22 protein-coding genes are annotated in these 18217 nt (G+C 37.2%); 18 read left to right on the plus strand and 4 right to left on the minus strand.

Annotated features, from left to right (window positions below):
* Window positions 1-218 precede the first annotated feature (218 nt).
* The 11 genes from P4V41_RS09965 to P4V41_RS10015 all read left to right on the plus strand — a co-directional run bounded on the left by P4V41_RS09965 (window position 219) and on the right by P4V41_RS10015 (window position 8440).
* Complete coding sequence (locus P4V41_RS09965) at window positions 219-740, plus strand: phosphatase PAP2 family protein (RefSeq protein WP_328084674.1); 522 nt, start codon at window positions 219-221, stop codon at window positions 738-740.
* A gap of 65 nt (window positions 741-805) precedes the next feature.
* Window positions 806-994, plus strand: a complete 189-nt coding sequence (locus P4V41_RS09970; protein WP_197130365.1) for a hypothetical protein — start codon at window positions 806-808, stop codon at window positions 992-994.
* A gap of 127 nt (window positions 995-1121) precedes the next feature.
* Window positions 1122-1310: an alpha/beta-type small acid-soluble spore protein gene (locus P4V41_RS09975; RefSeq protein WP_066395381.1), complete on the plus strand. Its 189-nt coding sequence runs from the start codon at window positions 1122-1124 to the stop codon at window positions 1308-1310.
* 195 nt (window positions 1311-1505) lie between these two features.
* The gene (locus tag P4V41_RS09980) at window positions 1506-2420 is read left to right on the plus strand and encodes an SDR family NAD(P)-dependent oxidoreductase (RefSeq protein WP_328084675.1); all 915 of its coding nucleotides are present in this window, start codon (window positions 1506-1508) and stop codon (window positions 2418-2420) included.
* A gap of 40 nt (window positions 2421-2460) precedes the next feature.
* The gene (locus P4V41_RS09985; RefSeq protein ID WP_328084676.1) at window positions 2461-3045 is read left to right on the plus strand and encodes a TetR/AcrR family transcriptional regulator; all 585 of its coding nucleotides are present in this window, start codon (window positions 2461-2463) and stop codon (window positions 3043-3045) included.
* Between the two features lie 136 nt (window positions 3046-3181).
* Complete coding sequence (locus P4V41_RS09990; RefSeq protein WP_328084677.1) at window positions 3182-3964, plus strand: metalloregulator ArsR/SmtB family transcription factor; 783 nt, start codon at window positions 3182-3184, stop codon at window positions 3962-3964.
* 9 nt (window positions 3965-3973) lie between these two features.
* A complete protein-coding gene (locus tag P4V41_RS09995; RefSeq protein ID WP_328084678.1) occupies window positions 3974-4408 on the plus strand; it encodes an SRPBCC family protein in 435 nt (144 codons plus the stop codon).
* 127 nt (window positions 4409-4535) lie between these two features.
* Complete coding sequence (gene kynA / locus P4V41_RS10000) at window positions 4536-5384, plus strand: tryptophan 2,3-dioxygenase (protein ID WP_328084679.1); 849 nt, start codon at window positions 4536-4538, stop codon at window positions 5382-5384.
* Window positions 5385-5598: 214 nt separating this feature from the next.
* Entirely contained in the window at window positions 5599-6501 is a 903-nt protein-coding gene (locus tag P4V41_RS10005) for an alpha/beta hydrolase (protein WP_328084680.1), read from the plus strand.
* Window positions 6502-7266: 765 nt separating this feature from the next.
* On the plus strand, window positions 7267-7878 hold the full coding sequence (locus P4V41_RS10010; RefSeq protein ID WP_328084681.1) for a hypothetical protein: 612 nt from the start codon (window positions 7267-7269) through the stop codon (window positions 7876-7878).
* Between the two features lie 217 nt (window positions 7879-8095).
* Window positions 8096-8440 (plus strand): hypothetical protein, encoded by a 345-nt coding sequence (locus P4V41_RS10015; RefSeq protein ID WP_328084682.1) that lies wholly within the window; start codon window positions 8096-8098, stop codon window positions 8438-8440.
* Between the two features lie 138 nt (window positions 8441-8578).
* On the opposite strand, the gene P4V41_RS10020 is transcribed toward P4V41_RS10015, so the two are convergent.
* A complete protein-coding gene (locus tag P4V41_RS10020) occupies window positions 8579-9535 on the minus strand; it encodes a YafY family protein (RefSeq protein ID WP_328084683.1) in 957 nt (318 codons plus the stop codon).
* A gap of 85 nt (window positions 9536-9620) precedes the next feature.
* On the opposite strand from P4V41_RS10020, the gene P4V41_RS10025 reads away from it, so the two are divergent.
* From P4V41_RS10025 to P4V41_RS10050, 6 genes are all read left to right on the plus strand, one after another.
* Window positions 9621-10532 carry an SDR family oxidoreductase gene (locus tag P4V41_RS10025; protein ID WP_328084684.1) on the plus strand — a complete coding sequence of 304 codons (912 nt, stop codon included), beginning with the start codon at window positions 9621-9623 and terminating at the stop codon, window positions 10530-10532.
* Between the two features lie 274 nt (window positions 10533-10806).
* Window positions 10807-11676: a GNAT family N-acetyltransferase gene (locus P4V41_RS10030; protein WP_328084685.1), complete on the plus strand. Its 870-nt coding sequence runs from the start codon at window positions 10807-10809 to the stop codon at window positions 11674-11676.
* A 142-nt stretch (window positions 11677-11818) separates the two neighbouring features.
* Window positions 11819-12349 (plus strand): DinB family protein, encoded by a 531-nt coding sequence (locus tag P4V41_RS10035; protein WP_328084686.1) that lies wholly within the window; start codon window positions 11819-11821, stop codon window positions 12347-12349.
* Between the two features lie 70 nt (window positions 12350-12419).
* The gene (locus P4V41_RS10040) at window positions 12420-12905 is read left to right on the plus strand and encodes a hypothetical protein (RefSeq protein ID WP_328084687.1); all 486 of its coding nucleotides are present in this window, start codon (window positions 12420-12422) and stop codon (window positions 12903-12905) included.
* Window positions 12906-12980: 75 nt separating this feature from the next.
* Window positions 12981-13484: a GNAT family N-acetyltransferase gene (locus tag P4V41_RS10045; protein WP_328084758.1), complete on the plus strand. Its 504-nt coding sequence runs from the start codon at window positions 12981-12983 to the stop codon at window positions 13482-13484.
* Window positions 13485-13567: 83 nt separating this feature from the next.
* Window positions 13568-14011 carry an SRPBCC domain-containing protein gene (locus tag P4V41_RS10050; RefSeq protein ID WP_328084688.1) on the plus strand — a complete coding sequence of 148 codons (444 nt, stop codon included), beginning with the start codon at window positions 13568-13570 and terminating at the stop codon, window positions 14009-14011.
* Window positions 14012-14265: 254 nt separating this feature from the next.
* On the opposite strand, the gene P4V41_RS10055 is transcribed toward P4V41_RS10050, so the two are convergent.
* The 3 genes from P4V41_RS10055 to P4V41_RS10065 all read right to left on the minus strand — a co-directional run bounded on the left by P4V41_RS10055 (window position 14266) and on the right by P4V41_RS10065 (window position 16931).
* Window positions 14266-15054, minus strand: coding sequence for a YibE/F family protein (locus tag P4V41_RS10055; protein ID WP_328084689.1), 789 nt, complete (start codon window positions 15052-15054; stop codon window positions 14266-14268).
* The gene (locus tag P4V41_RS10060) at window positions 15051-16178 is read right to left on the minus strand and encodes a YibE/F family protein (RefSeq protein WP_328084690.1); all 1128 of its coding nucleotides are present in this window, start codon (window positions 16176-16178) and stop codon (window positions 15051-15053) included. Before P4V41_RS10060 ends, P4V41_RS10055 begins: the two co-directional genes overlap by 4 nt.
* 558 nt (window positions 16179-16736) lie before the next feature.
* Entirely contained in the window at window positions 16737-16931 is a 195-nt protein-coding gene (locus P4V41_RS10065) for a hypothetical protein (RefSeq protein ID WP_144699609.1), read from the minus strand.
* 353 nt (window positions 16932-17284) lie between these two features.
* On the opposite strand from P4V41_RS10065, the gene P4V41_RS10070 reads away from it, so the two are divergent.
* A complete protein-coding gene (locus tag P4V41_RS10070; RefSeq protein WP_328084691.1) occupies window positions 17285-18109 on the plus strand; it encodes an alpha/beta hydrolase in 825 nt (274 codons plus the stop codon).
* The last annotated feature ends 108 nt before the right edge of the window (window positions 18110-18217 follow it).

Raw genomic sequence — 18217 nt, forward strand, 5'->3', positions numbered from 1 at the left:
TTTACGAGGTAATTTCATTTAATTACGTAGTAAATCCATTTTTATCCGTAATCCCCCGAATTGTTGTTCCTAATATTGGATGATCTGCAGTAATATGAGATGTAGGGGGAATAACAATGAAAACAACTTTGAGTTTATGTATATTTATCTTTGTAAGTCTTTCGTTTTACAGCTCAAGTTTCATAACAACTTTCGATTCGAGTTTGAGAGAGCTTGTTTTGAGTCTCAGATCGGATTGGTTAAATGAAATCGTTCTAACCTTCACGCATGTAGGGGACGCCAAAGTGCTGGCAGGACTCTGTTTACTCGGCGCGATCGGTCTTATCATAACGAAACAATGGAGAAACAGTTTGTTGCTGATTGGAAGTATTCTTGTTTCTTATGGTCTGAACTTGCTAGTGAAATTCACGTTTCAGCGGGAACGACCGCAAGATAACCGTTTATTAGAAGATGACGGATACAGTTTTCCGAGTGGAAACGCAATGGTTGGAACAACATTTTATTTATTTGCAGCTGTACTCCTCTATCAGCGGTATCAAAAGCGCTGGATTTTAGTAGCCGGTGTCATCTATCCGTTCTTACTCGGTTTGAGTCGGGTTTATGTTGGGGTTCATTATCCTTCTGATATCTTGGCAGGCTTTGCGTTAGGAATCGTCCTTGTCATCGCACTTAACAAACTAACAGCTCAACGTCGCAAACAAATAAGCGTTAACAGAAACAACACAAATAGAGCTGTATAACATATCAATTATTGTTCGTTTTTGGTATAATAAGACGGAATTGTTTACCGAAAGGGTGCAAAGATATGTTGCCAATCGTATTTCCAGAGAACAAACTTGAGTACATACCGGCTTTAATTACACTTGCCCTCTTTACGATTTTTGCATGGAGAACTGTAGTCTTTTTTAAGAAACATTCTGCCAAAGAGTTAAAGAGAGCACAATTAATAGAAGAAGATTTGTTAAGCAAAGAGTTGAAAAACAAGGACTTGTGACGAGTTCTTGTTTTTTTTTGAAAAAAATTTATATTTCTATGAATAGGTTTTCATATTTAACCCATACTACATTTAACGGAAAACAAATAAGTTTTTCGTACATATTATCCCAAAGGAGGGAAATCGCATGGCACGTAATAACAGCAACCAAATCGTGGTTCCTGGAGCACAAGGAGCTCTTGACGCAATGAAACAAGAGATCGCTGCTGAGTTCGGAGTACATCTTGGACCAGACACAACTTCTCGTGCAAACGGATCTGTAGGTGGCGAAATCACTAAGCGTCTTGTAGCACAAGCACTAGGCGGACTTCGTTAATCAGTAACCTCCTTGTAAGAAAAAACCCGGAATTCGTTCCGGGTTTTATTTTTTTTTTTGTTCCTCAAGTATTAAAAATCACTTAAATCCAAATTTTTCTAAAAAAGTGTGTTCAATTTCGATTAGATAACGTATGATGAAATAAAATGAATGAACCGTTCATTTATTTTATCAAAAGGAGTTGAATTTACGCATATGAAAATCAACAATAATGTTTGGAATTTAAATGACAAATATGCAATCATTACAGGAGCGACAAGTGGGATTGGATATGCAGCAGTCCAAAAATTGGCACATAAAGTGAAGGGGTTAGGCTTGATCGCACGAAATGAGAAGAAGGCAAGAATGGTAGCTGATGAACTTAGAAGAGCAACGAATGGGAAAGTGCACGTTGATGTTTTCATAGGCAACATGTCATCCCAAGATTCAATTCGTGAAGTAGCACATCAAATTCTTTTAAAGTGTACGAAATTAGATATTCTAATCAATAATGCTGGAGCACTTTTTGAAAATCATGAGATTACAGAAGACGGAATAGAAATGACATGGGCACTCAATCATTTAGGTCCTTACCTTCTTACCATGCTTCTGCTGGAAAGATTGAACGAAAGTGATTCGGCACGAATTATTACAACGTCCTCTCACGGTCACAAAATGGCCAAAAGAGGAATAGATTTTGATGATCTGAACGCAGAGCGACATTATCGACCTTTTAAAAAAATGATGGGAGGCGCAACACTTCGATATGCGGAGACTAAGCTTGCCAATATTCTATTTACGGCAGAATTGGGTCGTAAACTTAAGAACACAGGTGTAACGACATATTGTTATGATCCAGGATTAGTGGCGACAAACTTTAACCGTAACAATGGAAAACTTGCTCATTTAACGATGGATGTTATGAAATTCTTCTCTATATCTCCAGATCAGGGGGCAGAAACTCTATTGTGGCTAACAGAATCTAAAGAAATTTCGAGTCAAACAGGTTGTTATTACGCAAATAAAAAGATTAAGACGCCTGCAGTTCCAGCTCAAGATAAGACAGCCAGAGAACGATTATGGAGAATAACGGAAGAACAGACGAAGGTTTGTTTTCCTTTTATCGGATAAAAAAACTCATGATAGACTAAAGAGAAAGGGAGTGGGGTAATTGTTGCCAATAAATGAAAAGAAGGTAGACATTCGCCGAGAACAAATTAAAAAAGCAGCATTAAAAGTGTTTGCGGCTAAAGGGATTAGTGGGACCAAAATGAGTATGATCGCAGACGAAGCAGGGATTAGTCAGGGTCTATCTTATCGCTATTTCAAATCAAAAGAAGAGTTATTTACAACCTTAATACAAGAAGCGCTAGAAGAATCTAAATCGGCCATGAAAAACGTACCACTTCTCCCAGGAACACCTAAAGAACAAATTAGAATCATGACGAAAACCATTCTGGATGAAAGCAATAAGCTTTCTTTCATGTTGATTCAGCAAGCAAATGCGACATCTGAAGGTGTACCGGATAACGTAAAGAAAATGATAGAGCAATATACTTCAACGAATCCTATTGAAACATTGATTCCAATCGTTGTTAAAGGGCAAGTAATAGGAGAATTTTGCGAAGGTGATCCATACCAATTACTGTTATTCTACTTTTCTCTAATAACAGGAATGATGTTGCAAGACCTTTCAAGTATAGAATGTGATATCGATTATCACGTTGAATTATTGCTAAAGATATTAACAAGATAATACCCAGAATTCGTTCTGGGTATTATTTTTTTATGTAGACATGATTCGCATTACATGTTACCTTTAAGTCACATAATTAATATGTTACCTTTTAGTCACTTAATGAGAAATGGAGAGCAGGTGAAGGATCAGCCCAATGGTTAATGAAGATTTAGTTGACGTATTTAAAGCATTATCTCATCCCATCCGGATCGATATTTTGGATCATCTAAAAAGTCAGCCACTCACGACGGGAGAATTGAGTGAGAAATACGATGTCTCAAGGTATGCCATCATGAAGCATTTAGGCGTCCTGGTCGATGCTAACCTCATTACAATCCGTCGCAAGGGTAGATTACGACTAAATTATTTGAACGTTATTCCACTTCAAGAGCTGTATAACAGGTGGGTAAGTAAATACGAGGCACCGCATGCAAATTCATTGCTTGCGATCAAAAATTTAGTAGAAGAAAGGGAAGATAATAAAATGGAACAAACAAAAGAAACCAAGATCGACTCGTTTCAAATCGAGCAAGAAGTTGTGATCAAAGCTAAAAAAGAAACAGTATTTAAAGCATTAACAGAAGACATAAGCAACTGGTGGCATTTTAGAGTGGGAGATAAGAATTCGAAGTTGATCCTCGAGCCTCGACTAGCAGGACGTTTTTATGAAGATTGGGGAAATGGCGAGGGAGCTCTTTGGGGAAATGTTACGTATTACAAAAGGAACGAAGAGATTCGATTGAATGGTTTATTAGGGATGAGTGGTTCCGTAAATAGTTCTTATTCTTATAAACTGATTGAAGAAGAGAACCAGACCGTACTGCAACTTTCTCACCAAGCTGTTGGGATTCTTGAACCACATTGGGAAGAAGCACATCGCCATGGATGGAACGAACTGCTAGAAGAAAATTTAAAAAAATTCGTTGAACAAAAGTAGGAGAAAATGATGGTTGATGTAAGAACAGAAATATCCATTGATTGTCCGATTGAAATAGTTGCTCACTATGCTGCTGATCCGGATCATGCGCCAGAATGGTACGATAACATTAAAGCAGTTGAATGGGTAACAGAAAAACCTCTGCAGTTAGGTTCAAAAATGGCGTTTATCGCCTTCTTCTTAGGACGAAAACTGGAATACGTATATGAAGTTATAGAATATGTTCCGGGCAAAAAGCTAGTGATGCGAACAGCAAATGGTCCTTTCCCGATGGAGACCACTTATACGTGGAATACGGAAAATGTTGGAGTAACTCGAATGACGCTCCGTAATAATGGTGTTCCAGCAGGATTCTCAAAAATGGTCACTCCTTTTACCGCGCTTATGATGAAAAAAGCAAATAAAAAAGATTTACTAAAGATAAAACAGATACTCGAACAGTAGATATAAGATGAAAGGCTGTGTTGGTGCACAGTCTTTTTTTTCTATAGAATTATCAAAAGTGTTACGTAAAATCATGTATAATGAAAGCGATAACAATCAAGTTACTTGTCCGGGGGAGTGGATTAGAATGACAGAACAGAAAAAGTTGGACAGCAAAGAAACAGAAAAAGGAATTCACACGGATTTTATTAACCAAATGACGTACGGAGAATATCTGAACCTTGATAAAATCTTATCCGGTCAGAACAGACTTTCCGGTCATCACGATGAAATGTTGTTTATCGTGATCCACCAAGTTTCAGAGCTTTGGATGAAACTCATTCTGCACGAAACACGCTCTGCGATTTCTTCTATTGAAAGCGGAAGTCTTCATTCAGCATTCAAAATGCTCGCGCGTGTGTCCAAAATTCAATCTCAAATTATCGAGTCATGGGATGTACTGTCTACTCTGACTCCAGCAGAATATATGGAGTTCCGTGATAAGCTTGGACAAGCATCGGGCTTTCAATCGTATCAGTACCGCATGATTGAATTTGCGCTCGGCTATAAGACACCGCACATCTTAGAAATCTACAAAAAAGACGCAGACCTTCACGAACAATTAACAGCTGCTCTGCATACACCAAGTTTGTATGATGTTTCCATCCAGGCACTCGCAAAAGCGGGACTTCATATCGACGAAGAAGTTCTAAACCGTGATGTAACGAAACGTTATGAATACAACGCATCTGTAGAAGCAGCATGGTTAGAGGTATACCGAAACGTTGAAAAGTATTGGGATCTCTATGAATTAGCAGAGAAACTAGTAGATATTGAAGACTGGCTGCAGCAGTGGCGATTCCGCCATATGAAAACCGTAGAACGCATCATCGGCTTCAAAGTAGGAACAGGCGGATCTTCAGGCGTGAACTATTTGAAAAAAGTGTTAGATCAACGCTTTTTCCCAGAGCTTTGGGATCTGCGTACGAGTATTTAAGGTGGGTTTCTTGGAGTAAAATTACTTTCAAATCACATACTGAATCGTTAAAATCGCAGCTTATTTCGTTGCGATTTTTTTATATATAAATATTACATAAAAAGACATATAAATGGATTAATATTACAATTACGAATGATACAATACAGATATAGAAGTACTGTGTTCTCATATTTTTACACTTCTAAAGCTACTCATAATAAGGGAGATGTTTATGAAAGATGACATCATGGTATTATCTGATGGAAGACGATTAGGATACGCCATATATGGTGATCCAGAAGGAATTCCATTATTCTTATTTCACGGAACACCAGGTTCAAGAGTATGGTTTATTGACGATGATCCGATTGCACAAGAGTTAGGCATTTGTCTGATTGCTACAGATCGTCCTGGCTACGGTTTATCCGATAAGAAACATAACCGTAAACTACTTGATTATGCTGGGGATATTGAAGAGCTTGCAGAGCATTTGCAGATAGAAAAGTTCTCCGTGTTAGGTGTATCGGGAGGTGGTGCATTTGCTGCAGCTGTTACATATGCTCTTCCCAATAAAGTTGACTCGTGTATTCTTGTTTGTACTGCTACACCATTTATAAATGGAAACCCTCCAAAAACGATGTCAAAGGAGAATCGCATCGCTTTCTATATGACAAAGTACTGTCCGTGGTTACTTAAGCAGTTTGAAAAATCGAAGAAAAAATTAATTGATCAGAAACCCAAGCTATACATAGAAACTTTGAAAAAAGGTGGATCTCATCTCTCAGAATGGGACAACAATGTACTTCAAAATGAAGACGTCCTTGAAAATGGCTTGCTGCATTCTAAGGAAGCCTATCGTCAAGGGGTAGATGGAGTTATCGATGAAGGAAATTTATTAACGAAAGATTGGGGGTTTAAAGTAGAGGAGATAACAAGACCTGTAATCGTTTGGCACGGGGAGAAAGATACATTTTCACCTGTCATTGAGGTGAAAAACATGGCTAAAAAGATTCCTGAAATAGAGACCCATTATCTAATAGAAGCTGGACATTTCTTAACAGAAAGTGATGAGGTTTGGAAGTCCATTTTAGTTAGCTTTAAAGGATCACAATCCTACATGGTTAACATCCTATGAATTCTTAAAAACATACTTTAATGGTTGAAGAAATAAAGTTTTGTAAAAAATGAGAATGATGAGGAAGGAACTCGATGAAAAATACCCTTATCGCTTTTTATATCATTCTATGTGCAGGTATAATCGGCTGTAGTTTTTTAATATATCCTTTTGCATACGCTTTATTTCTTTTGTGTGTATTTTTATTGATGTACTCAAATATTTTTAATAAGAATAAGCCAATGTTAACTGTGTTTTTATCATCTATATTTAAACTGTTCCTTTTTCTGGTAGGAGGATACCTTTATATAGAAAACGTAAGTAGTGACAGCATAATGGTTATAGATCTTCGCTATCCTTTGATGGTGTTTCTTCCAGGGGTATTGTACTTTGTGTTAGGTTTACCTTTCTTGTTACTCCGTAGGAAAAAACGAGTGCTCTAATTTAAGGTTAAAGAAAAGTGACCTTAAACTTGAGGTCACTTTGATGGATCAGCATCTCTTTTTGTTGTTTTCATAGTTTTAAAAAATAGGATCGTTCCTACTATATTTAGAACAATGCTTGCTCCTAGTAAACATGCCCATAATATAAATGGCTCAGAGAAAGTAAAGGTCACCATTAGAAAGGTACATCCAGCTAATGTACATATTAATCCCATAGTCATGCTATTCAAAAAAATCACCTCTTTTTTGTTTTATTCTACCAAAAAAATCCTCTAAACAGATTAAAACCTACTTATATTTTTAGGAGGTGACTATTATTACTACTACTGTTGGTATATTAGGTATGACTCATGATGAAGAATTGCAGAAGAAGTATAACTTTCCTTTGACTCTCGTAAAAGAATTAATTTTAGAATTTAATCCTGATGTAATCTGCGGTGAAGTTCATCCACTAAGCTGGGAGCTATACTTAAATGAAAGTGAACCTGCTGGGGTTTTAGGAGAAACACAAAACGAATATCCTAGATTGATATTTCCTTTGTGTGAAGAAAAGGACATTGAGTTTGTTCCTGTAAATTGGTTTGAAGAGGATGTCTTTGAAGAAGGTCCTTTTGATAGGTACGATTCCGAAGTTAAGAAGATCTTAGAGAGTGAATTGCATCGTTGGAATGATAAACAGCTTTTGATATGTAATAAAGCGACTATTCCATTTAACTCGTTTGAATACGATGCTGTTACCAAAAATATGTATGATTGGTTACATACTATAAATTGTGATGTTCAAAATATTGTATGGAACGCTAGACACTACATAATGACTGGGAGAGTAAAACAAACGATTAGAAAGCATACAGGTAAAAGAATTCTTTGTATTCATGGAGCCGATCATAATTATTGGTATTATGAATCTCTCATGAAAGAGAAAGATGTACAGGTAATATATCCTTTAAGGTAAGAAGAGAGGAGAAGAATAGAGAAGTAAATTTGGTTAATGTAAGTATTTTTGACTATTTGAAGAACTGTTATAAAGGCATTCCCCAGTGATTGAGGATGTCTTTTTTAGCGCCGGTCAACTTTAATTAAACAACCAATTATTTAAACGCATGAACCAAAACGCCACAAAAGGTATATGATGGATAATCTCTCTAGAACCTGAAGAAAGAGGTGCATGTTTGAAGATATACTTTTGGTTTTTCTTGTTGATATCCACGTACAACGTTCTGTGGATTGATATGAGCAATTTCCGTGAGTTGATGGATCTAATCATTACAGTGATAGGTCTTTTAGGTATCTACGGATATGTTTACAAAAAAGAATTCTTACGAAAGAGCTTTTGGAAAATTTTCTTTGTATGCGACCTTCTCTACACGATAGGTTTTATGTTATTGGTTTCACGAGAGAAATACAGTCTAATTCAATCAAATGATGAATTCATATTCTCATCTTTGGTCGTTTTAATTTTTCTCTTCGTCTATTTCAGAACCCTCTATAAATACGCATTTATGGAAACAGGTTGATAACTGATTAAAGGAGTACAGCAAGCTGGGTACTCTTTTTCGAGCTATAACAGCTATGATTACATAAAAAAATCTGTAGTTGTGGAAGATGAACAAAATTCTTTTTCTAACTATCCCAACTACAAAAAAGTACAATCATTATTTATATAGAAATAGTGCAGATTCTGCGATTTCTTTAACCGATTCAATCACCGAGGTTGGATAAACGATTTTCATTTGATCACCAAACCCTATGATATAGGATGCAGCTTCTTGCTCTGTATCAAAGGTTAGCTTCACGGGAAACCATCCGTTTTCATTCGGTGCACCAGTACTCATAACTTGAGCAAAGCGTCCGCTAAATGTTAAACGTTGAATAATTGCTGGAGAAGCCACTACCTCTACTTCGTATACAGGTAAACTCTGAACAAAATTTAGTTTCGATTCAGCCCAGTACTCAGCAAGTTGAAAATCAGCTGGTCGGATGAATACTTCGTTCAATAATTCCACAGATTTTATTCGAGAAACTCTAAAATTCTTTATATCTTTGTTGGATACGGCAATCACGTACCATGTACGTCCTTTGGCGACAAGCCCTAATGGTTCTACTGTTCTCTCTGATGTTTCCTTGTTAGCTTTTTCATAAGCAATCTTTATCTTTCGTTCTTCCCATATTGCTTGCTGTAGCAAACCGAGTGCAGTGGTCTCTTGACTCGATTGCCTCCATGTATCGGTATCAATATGGATGCGGTTCCATAAGTTATCTGTTTGTGTTTGAAGTGTGTTTGGCAAAGCGGCTAACAGCTTTTGCCGAGCTTCTTTCCAGTCTTTTGTAATCCCTAGATCACTTAAAAGCTGAAAAGAAGGGGAAAGAAACAACGTTTTTAGCTCGCTGTCTTTTAATCCGGTTAATTTGGTTCTGTACTGATCAACAAGCCGCCATCCGCCATGTTTTCCTCGCTCAGCCAGAACTGGTATCCCTGCGACACTCAACGCTTCCATGTCACGATGTATCGTTCGTTCTGTGACCTCTAATTCTTTGGCTAACGCTTTGGTTGTCATCTTACCTTGATTTTGAAGTAACAATAAAATGCTGAGTAATCGGTCTGCTCTCATCTATATACTCCTGTTTTTTAATATGACATTAGATGTCAACTTTAAAGGATAAACTAAAGATAGATCAAAAAGGGAGTGAATGCAAATGAAACCTTTAGAAGGAAAAATTGCACTAGTAGCTGGAGGAACACGAGGGGCAGGACGCGGAATTGCAATGGAGTTAGGAGCAGCAGGAGCTACAGTCTATATCACAGGAAGAACAACACGAAAAGAAGCTTCAGAATACAACCGACCAGAAACGATTGAAGAAACAGCAGAATTAGTAAACGAACTAGGTGGTATCGGAATCCCAGTTCAAGTCGATCATCTTGTGACAGAACAAGTACAAGCTTTAGTGAACCGAATTGAAAAAGAGCAAGGGAAATTAGATATTCTAGTGAACGATATTTGGGGAGGAGAGAATTTAATTGAATGGAGTACACCTGTGTGGAAACATTCTCTTGAAAAAGGGTTGCGCATGCTCCGTCTCGCAGTAGATACACACCTTATAACTAGCCATTACGCACTTCCATTGTTAATTAAAAACGAAGGCGGACTCGTGATTGAAATGACAGATGGGACAAAAGAATACAACGATAACAATTATAGAGTGTCCATGTTTTACGATTTAGCCAAAACGTCAGTTAACCGAATGGCCAAAGCTTTGTCACATGAACTTTCACCTTATAAATGCACAGCTGTTTCCCTATCACCAGGATGGATGCGTTCAGAAATCATGCTTGAAGTCTTTGGTGTAACAGAAGAAAATTGGCGGGAAGGGATTGAGAAAGATGCGCATTTTGCCATATCTGAAACACCTCGTTTTGTTGGAAGAGCCGTGGCAGCATTAGCGGTGGATAATAACCGACATGAACTAAACGGGCAATCTTTTTCAAGCGGAGAACTCGCTAAGAAATATGACTTCTATGATTTAGATGGCTCACAGCCCGATTGTTTCCGTTATTTGGTCGAAGTCGTCGAGACAGGAAAGCCAGCTAATGTGGAGGGATATAAGTAACAAAATGAGCTATTACGGATGGACGTTAAGTTATCACTCTCACCGATTGTACGAGTACAGACAAGTTTATTTATCAAACGCAATACACGTTATCATCTTACCGTGATGTGAAAATGGATTATCAGTTGGAAAGTAAATAGCAAGAAAAGAAAAAAATCGAGCTTGTTGTGACTCGCAACAAGTTTGTTTTTTTATGATGTGCAAATTATCAAGCTTATCGCTCCCAAAGAATTATAAACTATAATAAGAATACAACTATAATAGGGGGCTACTCATGCATACGGAAGATGAAGTTGAATTAAAAGTTGAGCAATTTAATGATAGTGATGTTTCAAATTTAATAGAACTTTCTTCATCTGTTTGTTGGGACTATGATGATCAGGAAATAAAAACGATACTGTCATCAGGAAAAATATTTGGTCATAAAAATTCTAAAGGTAAGATCGTCTCAAGTGCAGCGATCGTTCCATATGATACGAATTTAGCCTCAATTGGTATGGTCATCGTACATTCAGATTATAGAGGCTTCGGATTGGGAAAGAAAGTCACTCAACAATGTATAGCTAGGGTCTCCAAAGAGACATCAATCATGCTAATCTCAACGGAAGATGGGAAACCGTTATATGAGAGCTTAAACTTTAGAACGGTAGATGCTGTACATAAGTTTTTATGCGAAGATTTTGTCTGCGCCACACTGGAAGTTAATAACGAATTTACATTAGAAACTTACAAAGTAGGTGACTTTCATCAAGTGATGGTACTAGACTCAGCTGCTTTCGGTGGTAAGAGAAGCAAATTTCTACACAATCGAATTGAACAATCGAAACGATGTATCGTTGTAAAAAATCAGAACAGAGAGATTGTTGGCTTTGGTCTATCTGTACAAGGCCCTATAAATCTATTAGTAGGACCGGTTGTAGCGCCAGACTTCAAAACAGCCGCTTCTATCATGAAAGAGTTAGCTGCCAACCATCATGGAAATCTTAGGATTGATGTGCCATCAGGTCATCATGATTTCATGACTTTCTTACATACATGTGGTTTTAATAAAGTTAATGAGCCTCCAGTAATGATGAAGAATTCAAGCACAATGCCACACAGGGATGGAAGGTTATATGGGATCGCTGCTCAAGTTTTTGGATAAAGCGGCATGGTTCAACCTTTGAATAGTCTTTCAGATTCGGGTGCACTTCTTAAGAAGGAGATGTGCTCTTTTTTATTGAAGTAAAGGACATGTTAGTTCCAAGAAGTTTATCAAGGTGTAATCCGAATGGAGGGCTTTAACAATGAGTGATCTGAAGTTAATTGAAACCTATAAAAGCTTTTTACAAAACTATTCAAACGAACAAATCAGGTATATACCTGAAGAAAGGGTTTGGTCGATCGCTCAAATGTATGACCATTTGATTGTGGTAGCTCATGAATATCTCGATCGTGTAGAAGATTGTGAGAAAGCTGTTGAAGAGCAACATCAGGGAAAGTCCGAATTCGGTGAGTACCTATTTAATATTGGTGGATTTCCTCCCATTAAAATTAAATTACCTGAAGAACTAGATGTCCAACCAGATAACACAAAAAGTAAAGAAGACATTATGCTAGAGCTCGATCAATTAATGAGTAGAATGAAAGAATTGGAAATGAAAGTAGGTACTAAAAACCCGAATTACAAAATAAAACACGGTGGTTTTGGGTGGCTGAATGCAGAGGAGTGGTTGGCTCTAGTCGGTATGCATTTTCGTCATCATCTGCGTCAGAAGTATGAACTCGATCAGAAACTTGCGTTGAGCACATATATTGAGGAAACAACATCTACATAAATAGTGAGGTAGTAAAATAAGATATGAAGTTAAATAGAGATATAATGTCTAATCCTATAGAGGTTATGTTTTGAAAAGAACCCATCTATTTTTTGCGATAGTAATTTTCTTATTTTGCATAACAGGGTGCTCGATTGCTACAGAGGAAAATAATCAGCAAGCAGAAGAGAATATGAATGGTGATTTCCCTCCAGCTATGACGGGATTCATTTATGTTAACGGAAAAAAGTATGAAATGACGGCAGGAAATTATAAATGGGAAAGAAAAGTGGGGTCAGACACTGAAGCCGTAAAAACCGATGCAGCATCTCCATCACAAATTGCTGAATCTTTTAATCCCATCGGTATTGAACAGAACACTAACATTTATATTGAAATTCAAGATCATCCTAAGATTTACGTTTATCAATGGTATGAAAACGATAGAGATAAAGAAGTCATATTAAAAAACAATCAAATAGCTGTTCCGTCTAGTGAAGGTCGGTACATCTATGAGGTATTAGCTAAATGGTCAAATGGTGAAGTATCTTACACTTTTGTAGTTGAAGTTAACTAATCAACGTTGGCAGCTATGTAACGAGGAAAATTCAAGGTGGATTAGTTAAACTGTTTGCCTAGGGAGTTGCATAAGATGACAGCTACATTTAAACCGATGACATTGGAGTTGGAAACTGAGCGACTGTACCTTAGTCTGTGGAAGGATTCAGATGCATCATGGTACAGGGAGCTTGTTGCCGAACGGGGCAAAGGTATGCCGACTATGGCTACTGCTCGTGAAAATATCGCCATATTACGCAATCGAGCAACAGAAAATGGAATTGCCTTACTCACTATTCGTCGTAGAGATGAAGGTGATTATATCGGATACTGCGGATTAATTATTGGTCGTTCCACACTTGAAGAGCCGGAGGTTGCATACGAGTTGTTCCAAAGAGTTCATGGTAATGGCTATGCGACTGAGGCAGCAACCGAAATCGTAAATGCTGCAGTTGCAACCGGACGACACAAGCTTTGGTCGACAGTACGCGCTTGGAATGCTCCATCCTTCCGAGTACTTGAAAAGTTGGGATTTGAACGTCACCACAGTACATGGGACGAGAGCGGAGAGATTGTTTGGAGCGTACGGGAACTTTAGAAAAATGAACCTATACCGCTACGGAAAATTCATAAAAATTCTTTTATAATGAAAGATGTTTAAGAGTTCGGAGGATAGAAGAAATGCCAGAAATAAATCATAAAACCTATATAAAAGTAACAGTAGAAGACGTGTATCGTACAATTTCAACTGCTCAAGGTTGGAATGCTTGGTTTACGGACGAAACTTCTTTAGAGATCAATCCAGATGGAACTGGTGAAATTCGCATGAGGTGGACAAACTTCGGTAGTGAAAATGTTACGGTTGAAGATGGAGATGAAATACTTGAAGCTATTCCAAACCAAAAATTTGTGTTTCAGTGGTCACCAGGAGAACAAAGTTCAACAGTAACCATTAATCTTGAACCATATAGAGAAGGTACATTGGTTATCCTTAATGAATCTGGCTATACGAATTCAGAAAAAGACTTAAGTGCTTGCATTGAATGCGCCACAGGTTGGGGAGAAGCATTAACCCTCTTAAAGATATACCTAGAGTATGGAATCGTATACAAGCAGGATTTATAATTCTTCATAAAAGAGCTGAAGTAGGGTGTGTTAATCCATATATTAATGTTAAGGCTTCAATCACTGTAAAAATTTGATCTGTTACCATCGTATTTATTAATAGAAATTTTCTCATTTTTTACAATAATTTGGAAAGATTGTCTATGTAGAAAGCAAAACCAACGTTGTTTTATGGACGTTGGTTTTTAACTACTTATGAACTTTAATAACAGTTAACGAAATTTGTTAATGGAAAGAGGCCCCCTCCTCACTCTCTAAATGTCTTCTTGCTTTACATTTTGCTGTTTTTCTCGAGCTTTCATTGAAAAATAGGCATTAATCCACGACGTAATCGGTATTATCAGTGCTACCCCAATACCTGCACAAAAGATAGTAATCATTTCGGAACCAAAGATTCTAGAATTCACGATTTCACCGAGCGTGTAATGTAAATCTTTAAACCAAATCAGCAAAGCTAAATAGCCACCAAAAAAAGCAAAAAACAATGTATTCGTATCCGTACCAAGAATATCCTTTCCAATTCTCATACCAGACAAAAATAATTCTTTCCTGCTAATAGCAGGGTGATGCTTTAATGTTTCTCCCATTGAGGAAGTGATGGATATCGCCACCTCCGTTATGGCGCCGATTGTGCTTATAATGACAACAGAGGCTCCGATTTTAGCAAAATCAACACCAACAAATAGGGAAAATGGAGCAAGTGCATCTGATTGTTCTTCACCGAATCCTTGAGTCATGGACACACTTGAAACAAAATCAATAAATAAAAGTAATATAACAATCGTAACAATAGTTGAAAGAAATGCAGTTCCTGTTTTTCTATTCACATCATTAATAAAAAATAGATTGATGCAACTAATAACGGCACACGAAACAATCGTAATAATCATTGGATTCACATCGGAGTCCAGCATTAGGATTACAGTAAGCATTAGTATGCCAAAATTTATAAACAAAGAAATAAAAGACCGCACTCCTCTGTTTCCCCCAATGAGTATCATCAATACAAATAAAATAATTGATAGTAAAGTCAATGTATTCATATTCTTTTCCTCTTTTTATGTACGAAATAAATAGACGTATACACAGCTATTGGGATGGTTAGTATAATTCCAATTCCTCCAGCCACAGCTCTCGCAATCTCCAGAGAAAGGTTCATTGAAATGGTAACATTTAATGAAGAAGCATTCTTCAGATACAGAATCATGGAGGGGATGGATCCAGCAGCATAAACAAAAAATAAGATGTTTGTTAAAGCTCCCATTAAGTCCTTTCCAATATCCATCCCCGACTTTTTTAGTGCATGTAAGCTGATATCGTGATTCTTTTCATATAGCCCAAAGATAGATGATGAAATTGTAATCGCAACATCCATCACAGCCCCCAGTGACCCAATCAACAGACCTGCCATGAATACTAATTCGTACGGACGAGTTAAAAACTGCATCTCTTCATATCTTAAACCGTTTCCGGTTGTGAATTTGATAGCCATATAAGTAACGGCCAAAGTAAGAAAGATACCTAGCAGAGTCGCAGTGATGGCTGCATATGTCATTTCATTTAAACCGTTGAGAAGTAACAAAGAAATGACTGTAAACAAAATAACTAATATGCCACAAATCAATACCAAGCTTTTGTATGATTGATGTACGTAGACATCCAATGCAATGGACAATAAAGCAGCGTTAACCACCAAACTGATTAATGAGAGAAATCCTCGCTTTTTTCCAACCAAAAGTAAAGTAAAGATAAAAACCCACCCGACAAGTAGGATATACTTGTCGCGCTTTGCATCAATGATAGATCCGGTTATTTTCTGTTCAGAACGCTTATCAATTGATATAAATAACTCGTTGCCAACCACGTATTCTTGATCATAAACACCAGAAGAAGAGTATTCGTTCGTTAATTGGACGAATTTCCCTTTGTCTTTGCCATTTTTTATTTCAGCTGTAATACGCTGTGTAAATAGTTGATCTTTGTTATTATTCATATCTGTTACTTGCTGTTTGTCTTGTAGCTCTGTGTTAATTACCTTTGCCACCGTTCGTTTGTAAAACGAACTATTATTGTGGACAAAAAGGACGGAAGAAACAAAACATATTACAATAATTGCGTATAAGGAAACTTGTGTAATAGGCATTTTTTTATTTATTTTAACATTCATCAAAATGTCTCCTTTCAGAAGGGACACAATATAAAGGTTCTTAAAGTGATCTCTTCTATTGCTAAGTATGGACCCGTATAATATAGAATTATGCATTTTATGATAACAACGGAAAAAAATAGAGGTATTGCTTTGTCAATACCCTTGATTCAATGATATATGTAATTAATGACTAATGATTTCTTCTTTTGTTAAGTGAACTGTCATGTTGCCCGTCTATCTATCTTGCTTATTCTTCAAATCTTTTGTATGTAACATGCCTGTTTCAGTAAGTTGAATAGTGACAACACGTCTATCAATCTGGTTGTATGCTCTCTCGATAAGTCTATTCTTAATTAGCGTGTTTGTGAGCGCTGAAACGAAAGGAGGCATAACATCCATTTGTTTACACTATCAGATTAAACGTAACATGTTGATGTCGCTGCTTGATGTTTCATCGGACTGACTTAACATGATTTCCGTTAGCAAAGTGTCATCGTATACAGTCTATGAAAAACTGTTTCAATAAATAAAAGAACAGATTTGAAGTGACGATGACTTCCGACCTGTCCTTTTTCTTTACAATTGTTCCTTCGCTTTTGCTTCTTGGATCATTTTATACACATACAACGCACCGTAACCACCCGCTAAACCAAGCGGCAGAATGATGAAAGGTGCAAAGTTCTTCGTGTGCCATCCTAATAAAAAGAATATCCCATAAATGATGACCATCGACATGATGCTAAACGCTAACCGGATAAAATAAGCTTTCAAACAAAACGCTCCTTCAGTTCTTCATCTTTCACTTGCTTACATTCATTGTTTTTTAGTGGTCCAATTACGATACACATACCACCCAAACCATCCACCACATATTATAGAAAGTACTATGATTAGGTTTGAACTCTCACCTTCATATAAATCAAACATTACTAGAATTCCATACGTAACGAAGCCAGTCAATATCCCAAATAACAATCGAATCAAATAGTTCTTCAGAGATAGCCCTCCCCGTTTATTTTCTTTTTCCATTTTAACACAACACCTATATGATATTCGTTTATATCCCAAATAGAAGGAATTTCTTCCATAACAGAGAACCCCCTTTAGAGAAGGAGTGTTGAAATATGTCGTATTGCCAAGTACAGAAAGCGAACATCTATTATGAAGAATACGGAAGTGGGACACCGATTGTGATGATCCATGGGTTCTCACCCGACCACCGCCTAATGAAAGGCTGCATGGAACCGATCTTTCAAGAGAGAGAAGCTTACAGACGCATCTACCTCGACCTGCCAGGAATGGGGAAGACGAAAGACTATGAAACGATTCAAAACTCTGATGAGATGCTGGAGGCGGTTATTCAGTTCATTGATACCTTATTACCTGACCAATCGTTCTTACTGGCAGGTCAATCATATGGTGGTTATATGATGAGAGGTATCATCGCGAAAATGCCACAGCGTGTAATGGGCGCAGCATTCATCTGTCCTATGATCCTGCCTAACCACAGTGACCGAACATTGCCAGAACAAACAAACATTGAAGTTGATCACGAATTCCTAGCTACACTAACAGAAGAAGAGAGAGAAGATTTCAAAGGAATTCATGTAAAGTTAAACGAATACACGTGGAAAAGGTACAGGGATGAAGTAGTCGTTGGATTGAAAGTCGCAGATCCAGCGTTTCTAGAGAAAATCTCAGAAGCTTATGGGTATAAATTTAAAATTGGCCAAGAAGTGTTTGAGAAACCGTGTGTGTTTATAACAGGTAGGCAGGACCATGTTACGGGTTATAAGGATGTCTACAATATACTTGATAAGTATCCTAACGCTACGTTTTCGGTTTTGGATGTTGCGGGGCATAATTTGCAGATTGAGCAGGCTTATGGATTAAATGCACATATAAATGAATGGATTGACAGAATAAATCCCTCTACTATTAATAAATAGTTGCTAGTAAGAAAAGTGATGCATTCGATTACTGAAATCCATCAAACTCTTTGCAACTCTAGATACTGGGAAAAAAAGTGACAAATATATTTAATAAGTTTTTTTTAT

It is taken from the genome of Fictibacillus nanhaiensis (assembly GCF_036213205.1).
GTDB lineage: Bacteria > Bacillota > Bacilli > Bacillales > Fictibacillaceae > Fictibacillus > Fictibacillus nanhaiensis_E.

Coding starts and splice junctions, on each gene's coding strand:
- P4V41_RS09970 (WP_197130365.1), top strand. CDS start 806: ATGTTGCCAATCGTATTTCCAGAGAACAAACTTGAGTACATACCGGCT.
- P4V41_RS09975 (WP_066395381.1), top strand. CDS start 1,122: ATGGCACGTAATAACAGCAACCAAATCGTGGTTCCTGGAGCACAAGGA.
- P4V41_RS09980 (WP_328084675.1), top strand. CDS start 1,506: ATGAAAATCAACAATAATGTTTGGAATTTAAATGACAAATATGCAATC.
- P4V41_RS09990 (WP_328084677.1), top strand. CDS start 3,182: ATGGTTAATGAAGATTTAGTTGACGTATTTAAAGCATTATCTCATCCC.
- P4V41_RS09995 (WP_328084678.1), top strand. CDS start 3,974: ATGGTTGATGTAAGAACAGAAATATCCATTGATTGTCCGATTGAAATA.
- kynA (WP_328084679.1), top strand. CDS start 4,536: ATGACAGAACAGAAAAAGTTGGACAGCAAAGAAACAGAAAAAGGAATT.
- P4V41_RS10005 (WP_328084680.1), top strand. CDS start 5,599: ATGAAAGATGACATCATGGTATTATCTGATGGAAGACGATTAGGATAC.
- P4V41_RS10010 (WP_328084681.1), top strand. CDS start 7,267: ATGACTCATGATGAAGAATTGCAGAAGAAGTATAACTTTCCTTTGACT.
- P4V41_RS10020 (WP_328084683.1), bottom strand. CDS start 9,535: ATGAGAGCAGACCGATTACTCAGCATTTTATTGTTACTTCAAAATCAA.
- P4V41_RS10025 (WP_328084684.1), top strand. CDS start 9,621: ATGAAACCTTTAGAAGGAAAAATTGCACTAGTAGCTGGAGGAACACGA.
- P4V41_RS10030 (WP_328084685.1), top strand. CDS start 10,807: ATGCATACGGAAGATGAAGTTGAATTAAAAGTTGAGCAATTTAATGAT.
- P4V41_RS10035 (WP_328084686.1), top strand. CDS start 11,819: ATGAGTGATCTGAAGTTAATTGAAACCTATAAAAGCTTTTTACAAAAC.
- P4V41_RS10045 (WP_328084758.1), top strand. CDS start 12,981: ATGACAGCTACATTTAAACCGATGACATTGGAGTTGGAAACTGAGCGA.
- P4V41_RS10050 (WP_328084688.1), top strand. CDS start 13,568: ATGCCAGAAATAAATCATAAAACCTATATAAAAGTAACAGTAGAAGAC.
- P4V41_RS10055 (WP_328084689.1), bottom strand. CDS start 15,054: ATGAATACATTGACTTTACTATCAATTATTTTATTTGTATTGATGATA.
- P4V41_RS10060 (WP_328084690.1), bottom strand. CDS start 16,178: ATGAATGTTAAAATAAATAAAAAAATGCCTATTACACAAGTTTCCTTA.
- P4V41_RS10070 (WP_328084691.1), top strand. CDS start 17,285: ATGTCGTATTGCCAAGTACAGAAAGCGAACATCTATTATGAAGAATAC.